Source organism: Acidipropionibacterium virtanenii (assembly GCF_003325455.1).
Lineage (GTDB): Bacteria > Actinomycetota > Actinomycetes > Propionibacteriales > Propionibacteriaceae > Acidipropionibacterium > Acidipropionibacterium virtanenii.
Genome location: NZ_CP025198.1, coordinates 2389617 through 2406325, shown reverse-complemented (window position 1 = coordinate 2406325; position 16709 = coordinate 2389617). Strand labels below are relative to the sequence as shown.

Genomic DNA, 16709 nt, shown 5'->3' with positions numbered 1-16709 from the left:
CTCGAGGCCCGGCATATGAACATGATCGCCATCGGAGGGGCGATCGGCACCGGGCTCTTCGTGGCCTCGGGGGCCACGATCCACCAGGCCGGTCCCGGAGGCGCGCTGGTCGCCTACGGGCTGATCGGCGTCATGGTCTTCCTGCTGATGCAGAGCCTGGGGGAGATGAGCGCCTACATTCCGGTGCCGGGAGCCTTCGAGACCTACGCGACCCGCTTCGTCTCGCCATCGTTCGGATTCGCACTCGGCTGGAACTACTGGTTCAACTGGGCCATCACCGTGGCTGCGGAGCTGGCCGCCGCGGCCATAGTCGTGCAGTACTGGCTGCCCGGATCCCCGTCCTGGGTGTGGTCCCTGCTGTTCATCGTGCTGCTCTTCGGCCTCAACGTGCTCTCCGCGCGGGCCTACGGCGAGGGAGAGTTCTGGTTCGCGGCCATCAAGGTCGCCGCAGTGGTGATCTTCCTGGTGGTCGGCGTCCTGATGATCGTCGGGATCCTCGGAGGCCACTCCCCGGGGCCGTCCAACTGGACTCGCGGCGAGGCCCCCTTCGTCCATGGGGCCGGCGGAGTGCTCTCGGTCTTCCTCATCGCCGGCTTCTCCTTCCAGGGCACCGAACTGATCGGCGTGGCCGCGGGGGAGTCGAAGAATCCGGAGCGGACGATTCCCCGGGCAACCCGCCAGATCTTCTGGCGGATCCTCATCTTCTACATCGGCGCGATCGCGGTGATCGGCTTCCTGCTGCCCTACACCGATCCGAACCTGCTGGCCTCCGACGTCACCGACGTGGCCATCAGCCCCTTCACCCTCGTCCTCCGCAGGGCCGGGATCGCCGCCGCGGCCGCGCTCATGAACGCGGTGATCCTCACCTCGATCCTCTCGGCCGGCAACTCCGGGCTCTACGCCTCGACCCGGATGCTCTACGCGATGGCCAAGGAGCACAAGGCACCGGGCATCTTCGCCGTCGTCAACCGGCGCGGCGTGCCGATCTACTCGCTGATCGCCACCAGCCTGGTCGGGGCCGCCTGCTTCGCCACCAGCCTGTTCGGGCAGGGAAAGGCCTACACCTGGCTGGTGAATCTCTCCAGCCTGTGCGGATTCATCGCCTGGCTCGGCATCGCGGTGAGCCACTTCCAGTTCCGTCGGGCCTTCCGTGCCCAGGGCCACGAGTTGTCCGAGCTTCCGTTCCGCGCCCGATGGTTCCCGCTCGGCCCGATCGTGGCCTTCGCGATGTGCATCGTCGTGGTGCTCGGCCAGGGCTGGGGGGCCATCAGCAGCGGCGACGTCCAGGGCGCCGTGGTGGCCTATGTCGGCATCCCGGTCTTCCTGGCGATCTGGTTCGGCCACCGTCTGGTCACCGGAGCGCCCCGCGCCGACCTGCGCACCGCCGACCTGTCGCGTCACTGATCTGTCCCCCGGAACGTCGGCGGGCCCCGGCCGGGGTGGGTTCGTGACATGCTGGAAGACATGTCTTCCCGTCCTGACTGGGCCGAACACCTCATCGCCTGGCACACCTACCCGCTCGGACAACTCGGGGCGCCGATGACCCCTCAGGGCCTCGACGCGCCGGTCGAGCACCGGTTGCCGCGTCTGGAGCACTGGCTCGGGCACATCCAGGAGCTCGGCTGCTCCGGGCTGCTTCTCGGCCCGGTCCTGGCCTCGCGCAGCCACGGCTACGACACCCTCGACCACTACAGGGTGGATCCGAGGCTGGGTGACGGCGCCGATCTCGACAGCCTCGTCTCGGCGGCCCATTCGCACGGGCTCAAGGTACTGCTGGACGGTGTGTTCAACCACGTGTCCTGGCACCACCGTCTGGTGCAGGACGCGCTGGCCGCTGGCCCGGAGACTCCACAGGGCCGGATGATCCGCTGGCGCCAGGGCGCCGACGGACCCGAGCCCGACGTCTTCGAGGGCCACGGGGACCTCGTCGCACTCAACCATGACGAGCCCGAGGTCTCCCGGATGGTGACCGACGTCATGAACCACTGGTCTGCGCGCGGGATCGACGGGTGGCGCCTGGACGCCGCCTATGCCGTGCCGCCCGCCTTCTGGTCCACGGTGCTGCCCCGGGTGCGCTCCCAGCATCCTGGCACCTGGGTCTTCGGCGAGGTGATCCATGGCGACTACCCGGGAATCGTCGCGACCTCCGGGATGGACTCCGTGACGCAGTACGAGCTGTGGAAGGCCATCTGGTCGAGCATCGCCAGCAGGAACTTCTTCGAGCTCGACCACGCCCTGGAGAGGCACGACATGTTCGGCAGCGCCTTCCCCCCGATGACCTTCATCGGCAACCACGACGTCACCCGGATCGCCTCGCAGGTGGGCGAGGACGGAGCGGTGCTGGCCCTGGCGGTGCTCATGACCGTCGGGGGCGTGCCGTCGATCTACTACGGCGACGAGTACGGCTACCGCGGCGTGAAGGAGGACCGCGTCGGCGGCGACGACCAGATCCGGCCGGTGCTGCCGGACTCGCCGCAGGGCATGGAGCTCGGGGCGCAGATGCTGCGGACCCACCGGGAACTGATCGGGCTGCGGCGACGACATCCCTGGCTCATCGACGCCCGCACCGAGAAGGAGGCGCTCAGCAATGAGCGCTACGTCTACCGGACCGGGGTGCCCGGCGTCGAACCGCTCATCGCCGAGTTCGACCTCACCGACCGTCCCTGGGCGGTCATCCGCGAGGCCGGGGACGTGATCTGGGAGTACCACTCGTGACGCGGGCACGGACCTGACCCGCTCGGGGTGGAAGGGAGCGAAGCGACCGTGGAGGGGTCGTCTCCTCCTCTGGTTAATCAGCCCCGAAGAGGTCTCTGGTGTAGACCTTGTCGGCGACGTCGGCGAGTTCGGGGGACATCCGGTTGGTGATGATCAGATCGCACTCGGTCTTGAATGACTCCAGGTCTCCGGTGACCCGCGACCGGAAGAACTCGTCGCCGTCATAGGTGGGCTCGTAGACGATCACCTCGATGCCCTTGGCCTTGATCCGTTTCATCACCCCCTGGATGGAGGAGGAGCGGTAGTTGTCGGAGCCGGCCTTCATCACCAGCCGGTACACGCCCACCCGGGTCGGGTTGCGGGCCACGATATCGGCGGCCACCCAGTCCTTGCGGACCCGGTTGGAGTCCACGATCGCCCCGATCAGGGTCTGGGGCACATCGGAGTAGTTGGCCAGCAGCTGACGGGTGTCCTTGGGCAGGCAGTAGCCGCCGTAGCCGAAGGACGGATTGTTGTAGTGGGTCCCGATCCTCGGATCCAGACACACCCCGTCGATGATCTGGCGGGTGTCCAGGCCCCGGCGGGCCGAGTAGGTGTCCAACTCGTTGAAGAAGGAGACCCGCATCGCCAGATAGGTGTTGGCGAACAGTTTGATGGCCTCGGCCTCGGTGGATCCGGTCAGCAGCACCTCCACGTCATCGTCCAGGGCCCCGGCCACCAGCAGGTCGGCGAAGGCGCGGGCGCGGGGGCCCCGGCCTCCCACCACGATGCGGGAGGGGTGGAGGTTGTCGGCCAGGGCGCGTCCCTCGCGCAGGAACTCGGGGGAGAAGACGACCTCCAGGCCGGGGTGGGCCTGGCGCACCGAGTCGGTGAATCCGACCGGCACGGTGGATTTGATGACCACCAGGGCATCGGGTGCCCAGGCGAGCACCTGGTCGATCACGGTGGTGACCGAGGAGGTGTCGAAGTAGTTCTGGTCGGGGTCGTAGTTGGTGGGGGTGGCGATCACCACGTGGTCGGCGCCGCGCATCGCCTCGGCGGGGTCGGTGACCGCCGTCAGGGCCAGGTCGTGGCCGGTCAGGTACTCCTGGATGAGGGGGTCGACCACGGTGGTGCGGTGATCGTTGACCAGCCCGACCCGCTCGGCGTCGACGTCGAGGGCCACCACCTCGTGGTCCTGGGCCAACAGCGTGGCCATCGCCATGCCGACATACCCCAGACCCACCACGGTGATCCTCATGGACAATCCCCTCTGTCGACGCCCGCCCCGGCGCGAACCCGCGCGGGGACGCCGGTCAGTCTACGGTTCGGTCTCTAGACTGGCCGCGGGGACGCGAGAAGGAGTGTCGATGGACTGCATCACCCTGGTCGCCGAGGACGGCGCCGATCTGGATGTGCTCGTCTGGGAGCCGGCGGGCGCCCCGAGGGGAATCGTCCAGATCGTGCCCGGGATGTGCGAGTACGCGGCCCGCTATGACGGGTTCGCGGGAGCGCTGGTCGAGCACGGATGGTTCGTCATCGCCGCTGAGCACCGCGGCCAGGGCCCCAGGGCGGCCGCCGAAGGGAGGCTCGGGCAGCTGCCGGACCGTGGCTACCACCAGCTGCTCGACGACATGTCGACGGCCTACGACCATGTGCGAGGCGAGCTGCCAGGTGTCCCCTGGGTGCTCGTGGGACATTCGATGGGGTCGTTCCTGGCCCGGACCATGGCCGCGCGGCGCGGTCGCGAGATGGCGGCCCTGGTGCTGCTGGGCACCGGTGGTTCACTGGGACCGGTGGGCGGGGCGGGAGCCGCGGTCGCCGACGTCGAGACGGTATTGCTGGGGGAGGACCACCCCAGTGCTCTGATGAACAGGCTGGCGTTCGGGCCCTTCAACGCCGCCTTCATGCCGGCCCGCACCGAATTCGACTGGCTCTCGCGCGACACCCGGGCCGTTGACGACTACGTCGCCGACCCGCTGTGCGGGTATGTGTGCAGCACCGGCTTCTACCGAGAGCTGCTGCGGGTGATGAGGGTCGCCAACAGCGTCGAGGTGATGCGGGCCATCCCGCCGCGTCTGCCGGTCGGCATCTTCTCAGGCGCCGCCGATCCGGTGGGAGGAGCAGGGCGAGGGGTCCGCCAGGTCGCCCGCAGGATGCGTGCCAACGGCGTCCGCAGCGTCGATCTGGTCCTCTATCCGGGTGCCCGCCACGAGATCCTCCACGAGGTGAACCGGCGTCAGGTCGAGTCCGAGATCATCGCCTGGATCGACAGCGCGGTGCAGAGCGCGGTACAGGGCGCCCGGGCCACCGATGCGGGCGCCGGTGCGAGCTGACGGGCCCGGGTCCGTGCACGGTTGTGCACTCGGATGATCATGTCGGCCCCGGCCTCACCGGCCGGAATGGCTGCCGTTAGGATGGGCTCGTTGGTGTCGGAGTTGCACCCGCAGCTCCGACCGCAAGAGGGAAGCCGGTGAGAATCCGGCGCTGCCCCGCAGCGGTGAATGGGAACGACATCACCATCGCCGCCGGTGTCACGGCCCGTCCGGGACGCCGACGGAGATCACAGCACTGGGTCCAGGCCCGGGAAGCGGTGACGTAGGACCTGCCTACCGGAGACCCCGGTGGGTGGGACGCCCATGAGTCCGAATACCTGCCGACGCGTCTTCGCACCGCCGCGTGCGATGCGGTGCCTGGGCCTCGAGGGGAGGCCTTCGGCACATATCCATCCACAGCGGAGCAGGAGTCTGCAGAGTATGACTGATCCCGAAAACCTCGAGGAATCGGCAGTGGCCGAAGCTCCCGAGGCGCTCACCCTGGCCGGTGTCTTCCCGGCCCCCACGCATGAGCAGTGGGAGAAGGAGGTGGCCAAGGTCTTCAACCGGGGGCGTCCCGAGGGCAAGCAGCTCACCTTCGAGCAGTCCCTCAAGCGCATGGAGCCGACCACCGTCGACGGCGTCCGGTTCGAGCCCATGTACACCCGGGACGACGCTCCCGAGAAGCTCGGCGCACCCGGCGTGGCCCCCTTCACCCGCGGCACCACCATCAGGACCGGTGCGGCCGACGCATGGGACGTGCGGGCCCTCCACGAGGATCCCGACACCGACGTCACCCGGAAGGCCATCGTCGCCGACCTGGAGCGCGGCGTCACCTCGATCTGGCTGCGCGTCGGAGCCGACGCGATCAGGCCCGCCGACATCGCCGGCGACCTCAAGGACGTGCTGCTGAACCTGGCCAAGGTCGAGGTCTCCAGCCGCGACGACCAGGAGGCCGCCGCCAATGCCCTCCTCGATGTCTACGCCTCCTCCGACCTGAAACCCGAGGAGCTGTCCTTCAACCTGGGCATCGACCCGATCGGGCTCGCGGCCCTGAACGGCGGCGACGCCGACCTCTCCGGTCTGGCCGGCTGGATCGAGAAGATCAGGAAGTACAAGAACGCGCGGGCCTTCGTGGCCGACGGCACGATCTATCACAACGCCGGTGCCGGGGACGTCGCCGAGCTGGCCTGGTCGATCGCCACCGCGGTCGAGTACGTGCGCGCCCTGGTCGAGCAGGGGGTCTCCGCCGAGGAGGCCTTCGACGCCATCAACTTCCGGGTCACCGCCACCCACGACCAGTTCCTCACCATCGCTCGGCTGCGCGCCCTGCGGACCGTGTGGAACCGGATCGGCGAGGTCTTCGAGGTGCCCGAGGACAGGCGCGGCGCCCGCCAGCAGGCGGTCACCAGCCGGCGCGAGCTGACCCGAGACGACCCCTACGTCAACATCCTGCGCGGCACCATCTCGACCTTCAGCGCGGCCGTCGGCGGCGCCGAGGCCATCACCACGCTGCCCTTCGACGCGGCCATCGGGCTGCCGAAGAACCAGTTCACCCGCAGGATCGCCCGCAACACCGGCATCGTGCTGGCCGAGGAGTGCAACATCGGACGGGCCAACGACCCGGCCGGCGGCTCCTTCTACGTCGAGTCGCTCACCAAGACCCTCGCCGACGCCGCCTGGAGCAAGTTCCAGGAGATCGAGGCCGCCGGTGGATTCGCGAAGGTCCTGGCCGACGGGAAGGTCGCCGAGGAGCTGGCGACCCTCAACACCGAGCGCGCCAAGCGCCTGGCGACCCGCAAGCAGCCCATCACCTCAGTCTCCGAGTTCCCGATGATCGGGGCGCGGACGCTGGAGGCCAAACCCTTCCCGCCCGCCCCCGAGCGCAAGGGACTGGCCTGGCACCGCGACTCCGAGGTCTTCGAGGGCCTCGTCGATCGCTCCGCCAAGGCCGCCGACAAGCCGAAGGTGTTCCTGGTCTGTCTGGGCACCCGGCGCGATTTCGGTGCCCGTGAAGGCTTCTCGGCTCCCATGTGGCATATCGCCGGCATCGAGACCCCCGAGGTCGAGGGCGGGTCCGTCGACGAGATCGTCGCCGCCTTCGAGGCCTCCGGGACCACGGTCGTCGACCTCTGCTCGAACAAGAAGGTCTACGCCGAGCAGGGCCTCGAGGTCGCCAGGGCTCTCAAGGAGGCCGGCGCCAAGAAGGTCTACCTGTCAGGCGCCTACAAGGAATTCGGTGATGAAGCCGCCGAGGCCGAGAAGGTCTTCGACGGTCGTGTCGCCATGGGGATGGACGTCGTCGCGACCCTCTCCGACACTCTGGACACGTTGGGAGTTGCCAAGTGAGCACCTTGCCCCGTTTCGATTCGATCAACCTGGGAGACGAGCAGGCGCCCGCCGATGCCCAGGAGCGCTTCGCCGCGCTGGCCGCCCAGGCCGGCGAGCAGGAGCCGTGGATGACCCCGGAGCAGATTCCGGTCGGTCACCTGTACAGCGAGGACGTCTACCAGGACATGGACTGGCTGGACACCTACGCGGGTATCCCGCCGTTCGTGCACGGCCCGTACGCCACCATGTACGCCTTCCGCCCCTGGACGATCCGCCAGTACGCCGGATTCTCCACGGCCAAGGAGTCGAACGCCTTCTACCGCGCCAACCTGGCCGCCGGCCAGAAGGGTCTGTCGGTGGCCTTCGACCTGCCGACCCACCGCGGCTACGACTCTGACAATCCGCGCGTCGGGGGCGACGTCGGCATGGCCGGCGTGGCCGTGGACTCCATCAAGGACATGCGCGAGCTGTTCGCGGGCATCCCGCTGGACCAGATGAGCGTGTCGATGACCATGAACGGCGCCGTGCTGCCGATCCTGGCCCTCTACGTGGTGACCGCCGAGGAGCAGGGCGTCAGGCCCGAGCAGCTCGCCGGGACGATCCAGAACGACATCCTCAAGGAGTTCATGGTTCGTAACACCTACATCTACCCGCCGCAGCCCTCGATGCGGATCATCGCCGACATCTTCGCCTACACCAGCGCGAACATGCCGAAGTGGAACTCCATCTCGATCTCCGGCTATCACATGCAGGAGGCCGGGGCCACCGCCGACATCGAGATGGCCTACACGCTGGCCGACGGCGTCGACTACATCCGCGCCGGCGAGAACGTCGGGCTGAAGGTCGACCAGTTCGCTCCGCGACTGTCCTTCTTCTGGGCCATCGGGACGAACTTCTTCATGGAGGTCGCCAAGATGCGCGCGGCCCGCATGCTGTGGGCCAAGCTGGTGCACCAGTTCGGGCCGAAGAACCCGAAGTCGATGAGCCTGCGGACGCACTCGCAGACCTCCGGCTGGTCGCTGACCGCCCAGGACGTCTACAACAACGTGGTGCGCACCTGCGTGGAGGCGATGGCCGCCACCCAGGGCCACACCCAGTCGCTGCACACCAACTCGCTGGACGAGGCCATCGCCCTGCCGACCGACTTCTCGGCCCGCATCGCCCGGTCCACCCAGCAGTTCCTGCAGCAGGAGTCGGGCACCACCCGTGTCATCGACCCGTGGAGCGGTTCGGCCTACGTCGAGAAGCTCACCCTGGAGCTGGCCCGCAAGGCATGGGCCCACATCCAGGAGGTGGAGGCCGCCGGAGGCATGGCCAAGGCCATCGAGAAGGGCATCCCCAAGATGCGCATCGAGGAGGCCGCGGCCCGTACCCAGGCCCGTCTGGACTCCGGCCGTCAGGCCCTCATCGGCGTCAACAAGTACCAGCTCGACGAGGACGAGCCCCTCGAGGTCCGCAAGGTCGACAACTCCCAGGTGCTGGCCGAGCAGAAGGCCAAGCTGGAGGCGCTGCGCGGCGAGCGCGACAACGCCGCCACCCAGAAGGCCCTGGAGAACCTCACCTGGGCCGCGGGCAACCCGGACCCGAGCGATCCCGACCGCAACCTGCTGAAGATGTGCATCGACGCCGGGCGCGCCGGAGCCACCCTCGGCGAGATGAGCGACGCGATGGAGAAGGTTTTCGGGCGCTACACCGCCCAGATCCATACAATCTCCGGTGTGTACAGCAAGGCGGCAGGATCCTCGGAGGCCACCGAGAAGGTCCAGGGGATGGTCAAGGAGTTCGAGGAGAAGGAGGGGCGTCGTCCCCGCATTCTCATCGCCAAGATGGGTCAGGACGGCCACGACCGCGGTCAGAAGGTCGTCGCGACGGCCTACGCCGACCTCGGCATGGACGTCGACGTCGGTCCGCTGTTCCAGACCCCTGAGGAGACCGCTCGGCAGGCGGTCGAGGGTGACGTCCACGTCGTCGGCGTCTCCTCGCTGGCGGCCGGCCACCTCACCCTGGTGCCCGAGCTGCGCAAGGAGCTGGAGAAGCTGGGTCGCTCCGACATCATGATCGTCGTCGGCGGCGTCATCCCGACCGGCGATTTCCAGGAGCTGCGCGATGACGGCGCCGTGGCGATCTACCCGCCCGGCACCAACATTCCGGAGGCCGCTGTCGATCTGATGACCAAGCTGCTCGAGCACGTCGAGGACTGATCCGGTCCACGGCACTCAACCGGTAGTGCAGAAGGCGGCCGGCCCCGGGGATTTCCCGGGGCCGGCCGTCGGCCGTGTCCGGGGCGATACGGTGGAGTCCCACACCCAGGAGGCATGCACAGCAATGAAGATCGACGTCCCCGAGCTCGTTGAGAACGTTCTGGCCGGAAGCCGGATGCACATCGCCCGGGCGCTGACCCTGGTGGAGTCCAGCAAGCCGGCTCACCGGGAACTGGCCCGTGATCTGCTGCGCCGGCTGGCCCCGCACACCGGCAACGCCATCCGGGTCGGGATCTCCGGGGTGCCGGGGGCCGGGAAATCGACCTTCATCAATGCGATGGGCTCCAAGCTGATCGACGAGTACCACTACAAGATCGCGGTGCTGGCGGTCGACCCGTCGTCCTCGCGCACCGGCGGTTCCATCCTGGGAGACCGCACCCGGATGGGCGATCTGGCCAACCGAGAGGAGGCCTTCGTGCGCCCCTCCCCGTCGGGCGGTCACCTGGGCGGGGTGGCCCGGGCCACCCGCGAGGCCATGATCATCATGGAGGCCGCCGGATACGGTGTCATCATCATCGAGACCGTCGGCGTGGGGCAGTCGGAGGTGGCCGTGGCGGGGATGGTCGACACCTTCCTGATGCTTTCGGTCACCGGTACCGGCGACCAGCTGCAGGGGATCAAGAAGGGCATCCTGGAGATCGCCGACGTCGTGGCGGTCAACAAGGCCGACGGGGACAATGCCGGCAACGCGCGGGTCGCCGCCCGCGACCTGTCCATCGCGATGAAGCTGGTCTCCTCGGACTCCGAGAAGCGCCGGGTGCCGGTGCTCACCTGCTCGGCCTACACCGGTACGGGGCTCGACGACGTCTGGAAGGCCGTCCTGGACCACCGCGCCTACCTGGAGAAGGACGGCTCGCTGGTGCGCCGCCGGGTCTCCCAGCAGCGAGAGTGGCTGTGGAACATGGTGGAGAACGAGGTGCTGGAGTCGCTGAAGACCGATGCTCGCGTCCAGCAGGCCGCCGAGAGGATCGAGGCGGGGCTGGGCACCGAGGCCACCAATGCGCTGGACGGCGCCTCGAAGATCCTGCAGATCTTCGCCGAGCGGGTTCCCGAACTGCCGTGGGCCCGCGGCGAGATGAAGGCTCGTAGCTGACCAGCTGGTCACCAGGGGACGTCGATCTCACCGGAGAGGTCGACGGTCTCGGTGACCTGCTGGTCACCGGAGCGCACGGTAACGACGTCGCCAGGATGCAGCTGACGGCCTCGCCTGGTCTCCTTCTCGCCGTTGACCGACACCGCCCCCTCGGCGATGAGTTCGCGGGCCATACCGCCGGTCTCGGCCAGGTTGGCGAATTTGAGGAACTGGCCCAGCCGGATCATGTCATCACGCACCACGGCCCCAGTCTCTCACCTGGCGGGGAGGGGCCGGGGCCGCGGTGCTGTGCGACGAGAGTCAGGGCCGTCTTCTCAGGCCGTACCTCGCCAGGTCGATCACCGGCCATATGACCAGTCCGACGACCAGTCCGGCGACCATCGGAGCGACCAGCGATAGATGAAAGTCGCCAAGCAACCACATCAGACCGCAGAGCAGCACCGCGTAGATCAGCCAATTGCGAATCCAGACCTTGTACCGCTTCTTCAACAAGACAGTGATACTCATGATGCCTCCGTGCAGTGAATCACTAGATCACCTTGTAAGTGACCTGTGTCGAGTACGAGGTGTGGTGGTTGGCGCTGTCAGTGATAGTGATCCGCACGCGCTTCCCGTGGCTTCCGGCGTAGATCACGTCGTTGCGCACCGTCGCATTGACCGTGAGAGCGGCCGCCAGCGCCGCGAACGGAGCTTTGAGTCCGACGGCTGCGAGAAACACAGTGACTTTCGAAGAAGACAGGGTCTTCATGTTATTGGCGAGCTGTTTCGTCTGTGCGACTGTGAGGGTCCATGATCCGAGTGTGACTCTTCGCTCTCCAGCGGCGGCCACCGTGGGCCCAACCTTCTCGACGATCGGCTTCTGCTCCGAATAAGCCACGATCCGGAATGTCCCCTGCCTGGCACGTTCAATGGGCGTAGCTCCCGCAAGGGGGGATGCAATGCCCATCATCGCCAGCGCCAGGCTGCCCGAAATAAATACTCTTCTTGGGTAGTCCATTGTCAACCTTCTTCAACACGGTGAGAGTTCGATCGAGCGCGTCAGCTTCTACATCCCCCTTCGCCCGGTGACCGCTCGCACTTCGCCGAGGGCGCCCCTGCCCTCGGCACTCGATCAGTTGTCGACGGAGCTCACGCTGAGACTATCCGTTGAACCTGACGCACGTGTCGAAAGAGGTAAGAAAGTATTGATCACGGGGCTGATGCTCAAGGAGATTCCCTACATACACCACGGCCCCAGTCTCTCACCTTGCGGGGAGGGGCCGGGGCCGCGGTGCTGGAGGGGTCAGAGCACTGAGTCGAGGAAGTCCTTGAGGCGCGGGGAGCTGGGGTGGTCGATCACCTCGGCCGGGGGGCCGGACTCCACCACGATGCCGTCGTCCATGAAGACGACCTGATCGGCCACCTCCTTGGCGAAGCCGAGCTCATGGGTGACGACGATCATCGTCATGCCGGAGCGGGCCAGATCCTTGATGACGTTGAGCACCTCGCCGACCAGCTCGGGATCCAGGGCCGAGGTGGGCTCGTCGAAGAGCATCAGCTCGGGGTCCATCGCCATCGCGCGGGCGATGGCCACCCGCTGCTGCTGGCCTCCCGACAGCTCCGAGGGGTAGTGGGTGGCCCGGTCGGCCATCCCGACCCGTTCCAGCAGCTCCATCGCGCGGGCCTTGGCCTGGGGCACCGGCACGCCGGCGACGTGGATCGGCGCCTCCATGACGTTGGCCTGAGCGGTCATGTGGGGGAAGAGGTTGAACCGCTGGAAGACCATCCCCACCCGGGCCCGCTGGGCTGCGATCTGCTTCTCGGTGAGGCGGGCCAGCCGGCCGTCGGGCAGGGTCTGCTCGGCGAAGCCGACCCGTTCCCCACCGACCCGGATCTGGCCGGCCTCGAAGGTCTCCAGCTGGTTGACGCAGCGCAGCAGGGTGGACTTTCCCGAGCCGGACGGGCCCAGCAGTACGCAGACCTCGCCGCTGGTGATCTGCAGGTCGATGCCCTTGAGGATGTGCAGCGCGCCGAACTCCTTGTGGAGGCCGGAGATCTGGACCATCGGGGTGCCCAGCGCAGGGCGTCCGGGCTCGGGGATGGTGGATGTCGTGGAACTCACTGCTCGACCTCCAGTGACGGATCGATATGAGAGGTGCCGGCCGCATTGATGGCCGCCTGCCGCTTGGAGCGCTTGGAGCCGCTGTTGGTGAACCCGCGTCCGTAGTAGCGCTCGAGGTAGTGCTGGCCCACCATCAGGATGCTCGTCATCACCAGGTACCAGAAGGCCGCGACGATGAGCAGCGGGATCGGCGCGTAGATGCGATTGGCGATGGCATTGGTGGCGAACTGCAGGTCCAGGGTGAAGGGCACCGCAAGCACCAGGGAGGTGGTCTTCAGCATGCCGATGGTCTCATTGCCCAGCGGCGGGATGATGACCCGCATGGCCTGGGGGATGATGATCCTGCGCAGGATCAGGGAGGGCTTCATGCCCAGCGCCTTGGCGGCCTCCGACTGGCCGGAGTCGACTGACTCCAGCCCGGAGCGGATGATCTCGGCCAGGTAGGCGCCCTCATTGAGCCCCAGGCCGATGACCGCCGCGACCCCGGCGGTGAAGAGCTTCGAGGTGTCGAAGTCGACGAACTGGGGCCCGAAGGGGACGCCCAGACCGATCACCGGGTACAGCACCGAGACCAGGCCCCAGAACACCAGCTGGGTGTAGACGGGGATCCCGCGGAAGACGAAGATGTAGGCCCAGGAGACGCCACGCAGGACCGGGTTGGACGCCGTGCGCATGATGGCCATGACGAGGGCCAGGATGGTGCCCAGGATCATGGCGCCCACCGTCAGCAGCAGTGTGTAGCCGATGCCCTGGATCACCTTGACGTCGCGCAGGTACATCCACACGATGTTCCACTGGAAGTTCTTGTTGGTGACCAGGCCGTGGACGAGCATCGCCGCCAGCACCGCCACCACGACGGCGGCGATGAGGGTGCCGGGGTGGAAGACCTCCCTGGCCCTGATGCGCCCAGGTATCTGGGAGTGGGGTTCGTGCGCCATCGCGATCACTTGCCCGGATTGATCTGCGCGGTCTTGATCATCGTTCCCTCGGCTCCCCATGCGCTCATGATCTTCTTCATCGTGCCGTCATCGATGAGCTTCTGCAGGGCGGCCTGGACGGCCTTGGCCATCTGCGGATCATCCTTGGGCAGCACGACGCCCTTCTCATCGGTGTTGGTCTTGCCACCGAGCTGTTCGAGCGCTCCGCCCGACTGCATGGCAGCGTAGTTCACGATGATCGAGTCGGCGTACATGAGGTCCGCCTTTCCGCCGATCACCGCCTGACTGGCCGCCGTCATCTGGTCGTAGGAGAGGATCTTGACCTCGGCCTTGCCGTCGGCGGCGCAGGTGTCGGCGCTCTTCTTGGCGTCGTCGGCCTGGGCGGTGCCCGTCTGGACGGCGATCGTCGTGCCGCAGACGTCCTTGGCGTCCACCTTCTTGGGGTTGCCCTTGGCCACACCGTAGGTCCAGCCGTCGGCCATGTAGGTCACCATGTTCACCTGCTTGAGCCGCTCGGGGGTCACCGTGAACCCGGAGATGCCCATGTCGAACTTGGTGCCGACGGCCGGGATGATCTGCGCGAAGGCCGAGGACTGGTTGGTGGTCTTCAAGCCCATCACCTGGCCGATCGCGGTGGCGATGTCCATGTCGAAGCCGACCAGGGTCTTGCCGTCGACGCCGATGAACTCAGCCGGGGCGTAGGTGCCCTCGGCGCCATTGGTGAGGGTGCCCTTCTTGGCGATGTCGGCGGGCACCATGGCGGCGATCTTCGGGTCCTTGGCGACCGACGTCAGGTCGACGCTGGGCTGGGCGCTCGCCTTGGCCGAACCGGACCCGGATGATCCCGCACCCGCCTCGACCTCGGAGGCATTGGTACAGCCGGCCGCCGCCAGACTGATCGCCAGGGCGCTCACGGCTGCGGTGAGAGCGGCTGAGAAACGGGTCTTCATAGGTGGATCCTTGATCTTTCGTGCGGGCCGGCCGGCGGGCCCCGGTCGGCGGAGCGGAGGTCTACTCGACGGACGGGTTGATCTCCGACTTGGCAATCATGCCGTCCTGGTTGCCCCAGGTGGTGAGAATCTTCTTCATGGTGCCGTCGTCGATGAGCTTCTGGGTGGCGGCCTGAACGGCCTTCGACAACCCCTTGTCGTCCTTGGCGGTGGCGACGCCGAAGGGCTCGGCGTCGGTGACGTCGCCGATCGGCTCGAGCTTGCCGCCGGTCTGCTTGATCGAGTAGTTGATGATCATCGAGTCGGCGTAGGAGATGTCGGCCTTGCCGCCGGCGACATTGGTGGTGGCGTCGGTCTGGGCCTTGTACGAGAGCACGTCGACGGCCTTCTTGCCGTCGGCCACGCACTTCTTCGACTGCGCATTGGCGTCCTCCTCCTCGGAGGTGCCGGTCTCCACGGCCACCTTGAATCCGCACAATGAGTCGGCGGGCACCTTCTTGGGATTGCCCTTCTGGACGGCCTTGGCCATCCCGGCCGTGAAGTATGAGGTGAGGTTGACCTGCTTCTCCCGCTCCGAGGTGATGGTGAAGGAGGAGATCGACATGTCGTACTTGGTGCCGACGGCAGGGATGAGGCTGTCGAAGGTGGCGTTGACGAACTTCACCTTGACTCCCATCAGCTTGGCCATCGCCTCGGCGTAGTCGACGTCATAGCCGACGACGGTCGTCCCGTCGGCAGCCACGTACTCGGCCGGGGCGTAGGAGGCGTCGGAGCCGATCGTGAGGGTGCCCTTGCTCTTCAGATCCTGCGGCACCAGCGCGGCGATCGAGTCGTCAGTCTTCAGTGAGCTGATGAGCGCGTCGTTGGAGGCGGCCGAGGCCGATCCCGAGGCGCCGGACGAGAAGGACTGGGAGGCGTCGGTGCAGCCGGACAGGGCCAAGGCCGAGGCCAGCGAGATCGCCGCGAGGGTGCGGGTTGTGCTCCGTAGGTTCATGGGAATGCTCCTGATGCGTGCGCCTGTGACGTGATGTCGGGCGACAGTCTGGTCCCTCAGTGTTACCTGCTTGTATCACTTGACGGACGGATTGATCTCGGAGGTGGGGATCATGCCGTCCTCATTGCCCCAGTTGGCCAGCAGCTTCTTCATGGTGCCGTCGTCGATGAGCTTCTGGGTGGCGGCCTGGACGGCCTTCGACAGCCCGTCGTCGTTCTGGGCGGTCACCACGCCGAAGAGGGCGGCGTCGGTCATCCCGCCCAGGGCCTCGAGCTTGTCGTGGGACTGCTGGATGGCGTAGCTGATGATCATCGAGTCGGCGAAGGCGACGTCCGCCTTGCCGCCGGCGACATTGGTGGCGGCGTCGGCCTGCGACTTGTAGGAGACGACGTCGATGGCCTTCTTGCCAGCGGCGGTGCACTTCTTCGACTTGTCCTGGGCCGCGGTCTCCTGGGCGGTGCCCGTCTGGACGGCGACCTTGAAGCCGCACAGCGAGTCCTTGGTGACCTTCTTGGGATTGCCCTTCTGGACGGCCATCCCGAAACCGGCCTTGAAGTAGCTCACCATGGTCACCTGCTTCTCGCGCTCGGCGGTGACGGTGAAGGAGGAGGCCGACAGGTCGTACTTGCTGCCGATGGCCGGAATGAGGGAGGGGAAGTCCGAGTTCGCGGTGGTGAGCTTGAGGCCCATGAGCTTGGCGACGGCGCTGAGGTAGTCGACGTCGTAGCCGATCACGGTGGAGCCGTCGGTGTCGACGAACTCGGCGGGAGCGTAGTTGGCGGCAGCGCCGTTGCGCAGCGTCCCGGACTTGGCGATCGAATCGGGCACCATCGCCGCGATCTTGTCGTCCTTCTTGACCGAGTCGATGATCGCCTTGTTCGCGTCGGTCCCGGAGGCCGCCGAGGCGGAGCCGCCAGCCGCGCCGCCCTCCTCCTGGGAGGCATTGGTGCAGCCGGTCAGGGCCAGGGCGGCGAGAACCAGGCAGGAGGGGATGGTGCGCGTGAGCTTGTTCATGGGGCTTCCTCGTGACGG

The 16709-nt window shown here is 67.1% G+C and carries 15 protein-coding genes and 1 riboswitch; of the genes, 6 read left to right on the top strand and 9 right to left on the bottom strand.

The genetic code is table 11. The features are described 5' to 3' along the window. The first annotated feature begins 15 nt into the window (after positions 1-15). Positions 16-1404, top strand: a complete 1389-nt coding sequence (locus JS278_RS11085; RefSeq protein WP_114046284.1) for an amino acid permease — start codon at positions 16-18, stop codon at positions 1402-1404. 60 nt (positions 1405-1464) lie between these two features. Then, positions 1465-2715 (top strand): alpha-amylase family protein, encoded by a 1251-nt coding sequence (locus JS278_RS11080; protein ID WP_114046283.1) that lies wholly within the window; start codon positions 1465-1467, stop codon positions 2713-2715. A gap of 73 nt (positions 2716-2788) precedes the next feature. On the opposite strand, the gene JS278_RS11075 is transcribed toward JS278_RS11080, so the two are convergent. After that, positions 2789-3919, bottom strand: coding sequence for a nucleotide sugar dehydrogenase (locus JS278_RS11075; RefSeq protein WP_281269225.1), 1131 nt, complete (start codon positions 3917-3919; stop codon positions 2789-2791). Positions 3920-4064: 145 nt separating this feature from the next. On the opposite strand from JS278_RS11075, the gene JS278_RS11070 reads away from it, so the two are divergent. The 4 genes from JS278_RS11070 (at position 4065) to meaB (ending at position 10694) form a co-directional block, all read left to right on the top strand. Then, entirely contained in the window at positions 4065-5030 is a 966-nt protein-coding gene (locus tag JS278_RS11070; protein WP_114045243.1) for an alpha/beta fold hydrolase, read from the top strand. 74 nt (positions 5031-5104) lie between these two features. Then, positions 5105-5369: riboswitch (cobalamin riboswitch) on the top strand. 81 nt (positions 5370-5450) lie between these two features. Then, complete coding sequence (gene mutA / locus JS278_RS11065) at positions 5451-7358, top strand: methylmalonyl-CoA mutase small subunit (protein WP_114045242.1); 1908 nt, start codon at positions 5451-5453, stop codon at positions 7356-7358. Then, positions 7355-9541 carry a methylmalonyl-CoA mutase gene (scpA, locus tag JS278_RS11060; RefSeq protein WP_114045241.1) on the top strand — a complete coding sequence of 729 codons (2187 nt, stop codon included), beginning with the start codon at positions 7355-7357 and terminating at the stop codon, positions 9539-9541. The genes mutA and scpA overlap by 4 nt, the downstream gene beginning before the upstream one ends. A 124-nt stretch (positions 9542-9665) precedes the next feature. Further along, positions 9666-10694, top strand: coding sequence for a methylmalonyl Co-A mutase-associated GTPase MeaB (meaB, locus tag JS278_RS11055; RefSeq protein ID WP_114045240.1), 1029 nt, complete (start codon positions 9666-9668; stop codon positions 10692-10694). An 8-nt stretch (positions 10695-10702) separates the two neighbouring features. Here meaB and JS278_RS11050 read toward each other — a convergent pair whose 3' ends face one another. The 8 genes from JS278_RS11050 to JS278_RS11015 all read right to left on the bottom strand — a co-directional run bounded on the left by JS278_RS11050 (position 10703) and on the right by JS278_RS11015 (position 16691). After that, on the bottom strand, positions 10703-10921 hold the full coding sequence (locus tag JS278_RS11050) for an RNA-binding S4 domain-containing protein (RefSeq protein ID WP_114045239.1): 219 nt from the start codon (positions 10919-10921) through the stop codon (positions 10703-10705). Positions 10922-10994: 73 nt separating this feature from the next. Further along, positions 10995-11201, bottom strand: coding sequence for a hypothetical protein (locus tag JS278_RS11045; RefSeq protein ID WP_147243196.1), 207 nt, complete (start codon positions 11199-11201; stop codon positions 10995-10997). A 22-nt stretch (positions 11202-11223) separates the two neighbouring features. Then, positions 11224-11691: a hypothetical protein gene (locus JS278_RS15855; protein ID WP_147243195.1), complete on the bottom strand. Its 468-nt coding sequence runs from the start codon at positions 11689-11691 to the stop codon at positions 11224-11226. A 285-nt stretch (positions 11692-11976) separates the two neighbouring features. Then, complete coding sequence (locus JS278_RS11035; RefSeq protein ID WP_114046282.1) at positions 11977-12738, bottom strand: amino acid ABC transporter ATP-binding protein; 762 nt, start codon at positions 12736-12738, stop codon at positions 11977-11979. Positions 12739-12791: 53 nt separating this feature from the next. Then, entirely contained in the window at positions 12792-13469 is a 678-nt protein-coding gene (locus tag JS278_RS11030; RefSeq protein WP_232235918.1) for an amino acid ABC transporter permease, read from the bottom strand. A gap of 269 nt (positions 13470-13738) precedes the next feature. Further along, a complete protein-coding gene (locus JS278_RS11025) occupies positions 13739-14683 on the bottom strand; it encodes an ABC transporter substrate-binding protein (RefSeq protein ID WP_114045237.1) in 945 nt (314 codons plus the stop codon). A 61-nt stretch (positions 14684-14744) separates the two neighbouring features. Beyond that, positions 14745-15677 (bottom strand): ABC transporter substrate-binding protein, encoded by a 933-nt coding sequence (locus JS278_RS11020; protein WP_114045236.1) that lies wholly within the window; start codon positions 15675-15677, stop codon positions 14745-14747. 75 nt (positions 15678-15752) lie between these two features. Further along, positions 15753-16691, bottom strand: a complete 939-nt coding sequence (locus JS278_RS11015) for an ABC transporter substrate-binding protein (protein ID WP_114045235.1) — start codon at positions 16689-16691, stop codon at positions 15753-15755. Positions 16692-16709: the final 18 nt, after the last annotated feature.

What these genes read in the sequence shown, in the direction of transcription:
- JS278_RS11085 (WP_114046284.1), top strand. Translation starts at nt 16, where the DNA reads ATGAACATGATCGCCATCGGAGGGGCGATCGGCACCGGGCTCTTCGTG.
- JS278_RS11080 (WP_114046283.1), top strand. Translation starts at nt 1,465, where the DNA reads ATGTCTTCCCGTCCTGACTGGGCCGAACACCTCATCGCCTGGCACACC.
- JS278_RS11075 (WP_281269225.1), bottom strand. Translation starts at nt 3,919, where the DNA reads ATGGCGATGGCCACGCTGTTGGCCCAGGACCACGAGGTGGTGGCCCTC.
- JS278_RS11070 (WP_114045243.1), top strand. Translation starts at nt 4,065, where the DNA reads ATGGACTGCATCACCCTGGTCGCCGAGGACGGCGCCGATCTGGATGTG.
- mutA (WP_114045242.1), top strand. Translation starts at nt 5,451, where the DNA reads ATGACTGATCCCGAAAACCTCGAGGAATCGGCAGTGGCCGAAGCTCCC.
- meaB (WP_114045240.1), top strand. Translation starts at nt 9,666, where the DNA reads ATGAAGATCGACGTCCCCGAGCTCGTTGAGAACGTTCTGGCCGGAAGC.
- JS278_RS11050 (WP_114045239.1), bottom strand. Translation starts at nt 10,921, where the DNA reads ATGATCCGGCTGGGCCAGTTCCTCAAATTCGCCAACCTGGCCGAGACC.
- JS278_RS11045 (WP_147243196.1), bottom strand. Translation starts at nt 11,201, where the DNA reads ATGAGTATCACTGTCTTGTTGAAGAAGCGGTACAAGGTCTGGATTCGC.
- JS278_RS15855 (WP_147243195.1), bottom strand. Translation starts at nt 11,691, where the DNA reads ATGGACTACCCAAGAAGAGTATTTATTTCGGGCAGCCTGGCGCTGGCG.
- JS278_RS11035 (WP_114046282.1), bottom strand. Translation starts at nt 12,738, where the DNA reads ATGGTCCAGATCTCCGGCCTCCACAAGGAGTTCGGCGCGCTGCACATC.
- JS278_RS11030 (WP_232235918.1), bottom strand. Translation starts at nt 13,469, where the DNA reads ATGCGCACGGCGTCCAACCCGGTCCTGCGTGGCGTCTCCTGGGCCTAC.
- JS278_RS11025 (WP_114045237.1), bottom strand. Translation starts at nt 14,683, where the DNA reads ATGAAGACCCGTTTCTCAGCCGCTCTCACCGCAGCCGTGAGCGCCCTG.
- JS278_RS11020 (WP_114045236.1), bottom strand. Translation starts at nt 15,677, where the DNA reads ATGAACCTACGGAGCACAACCCGCACCCTCGCGGCGATCTCGCTGGCC.
- JS278_RS11015 (WP_114045235.1), bottom strand. Translation starts at nt 16,691, where the DNA reads ATGAACAAGCTCACGCGCACCATCCCCTCCTGCCTGGTTCTCGCCGCC.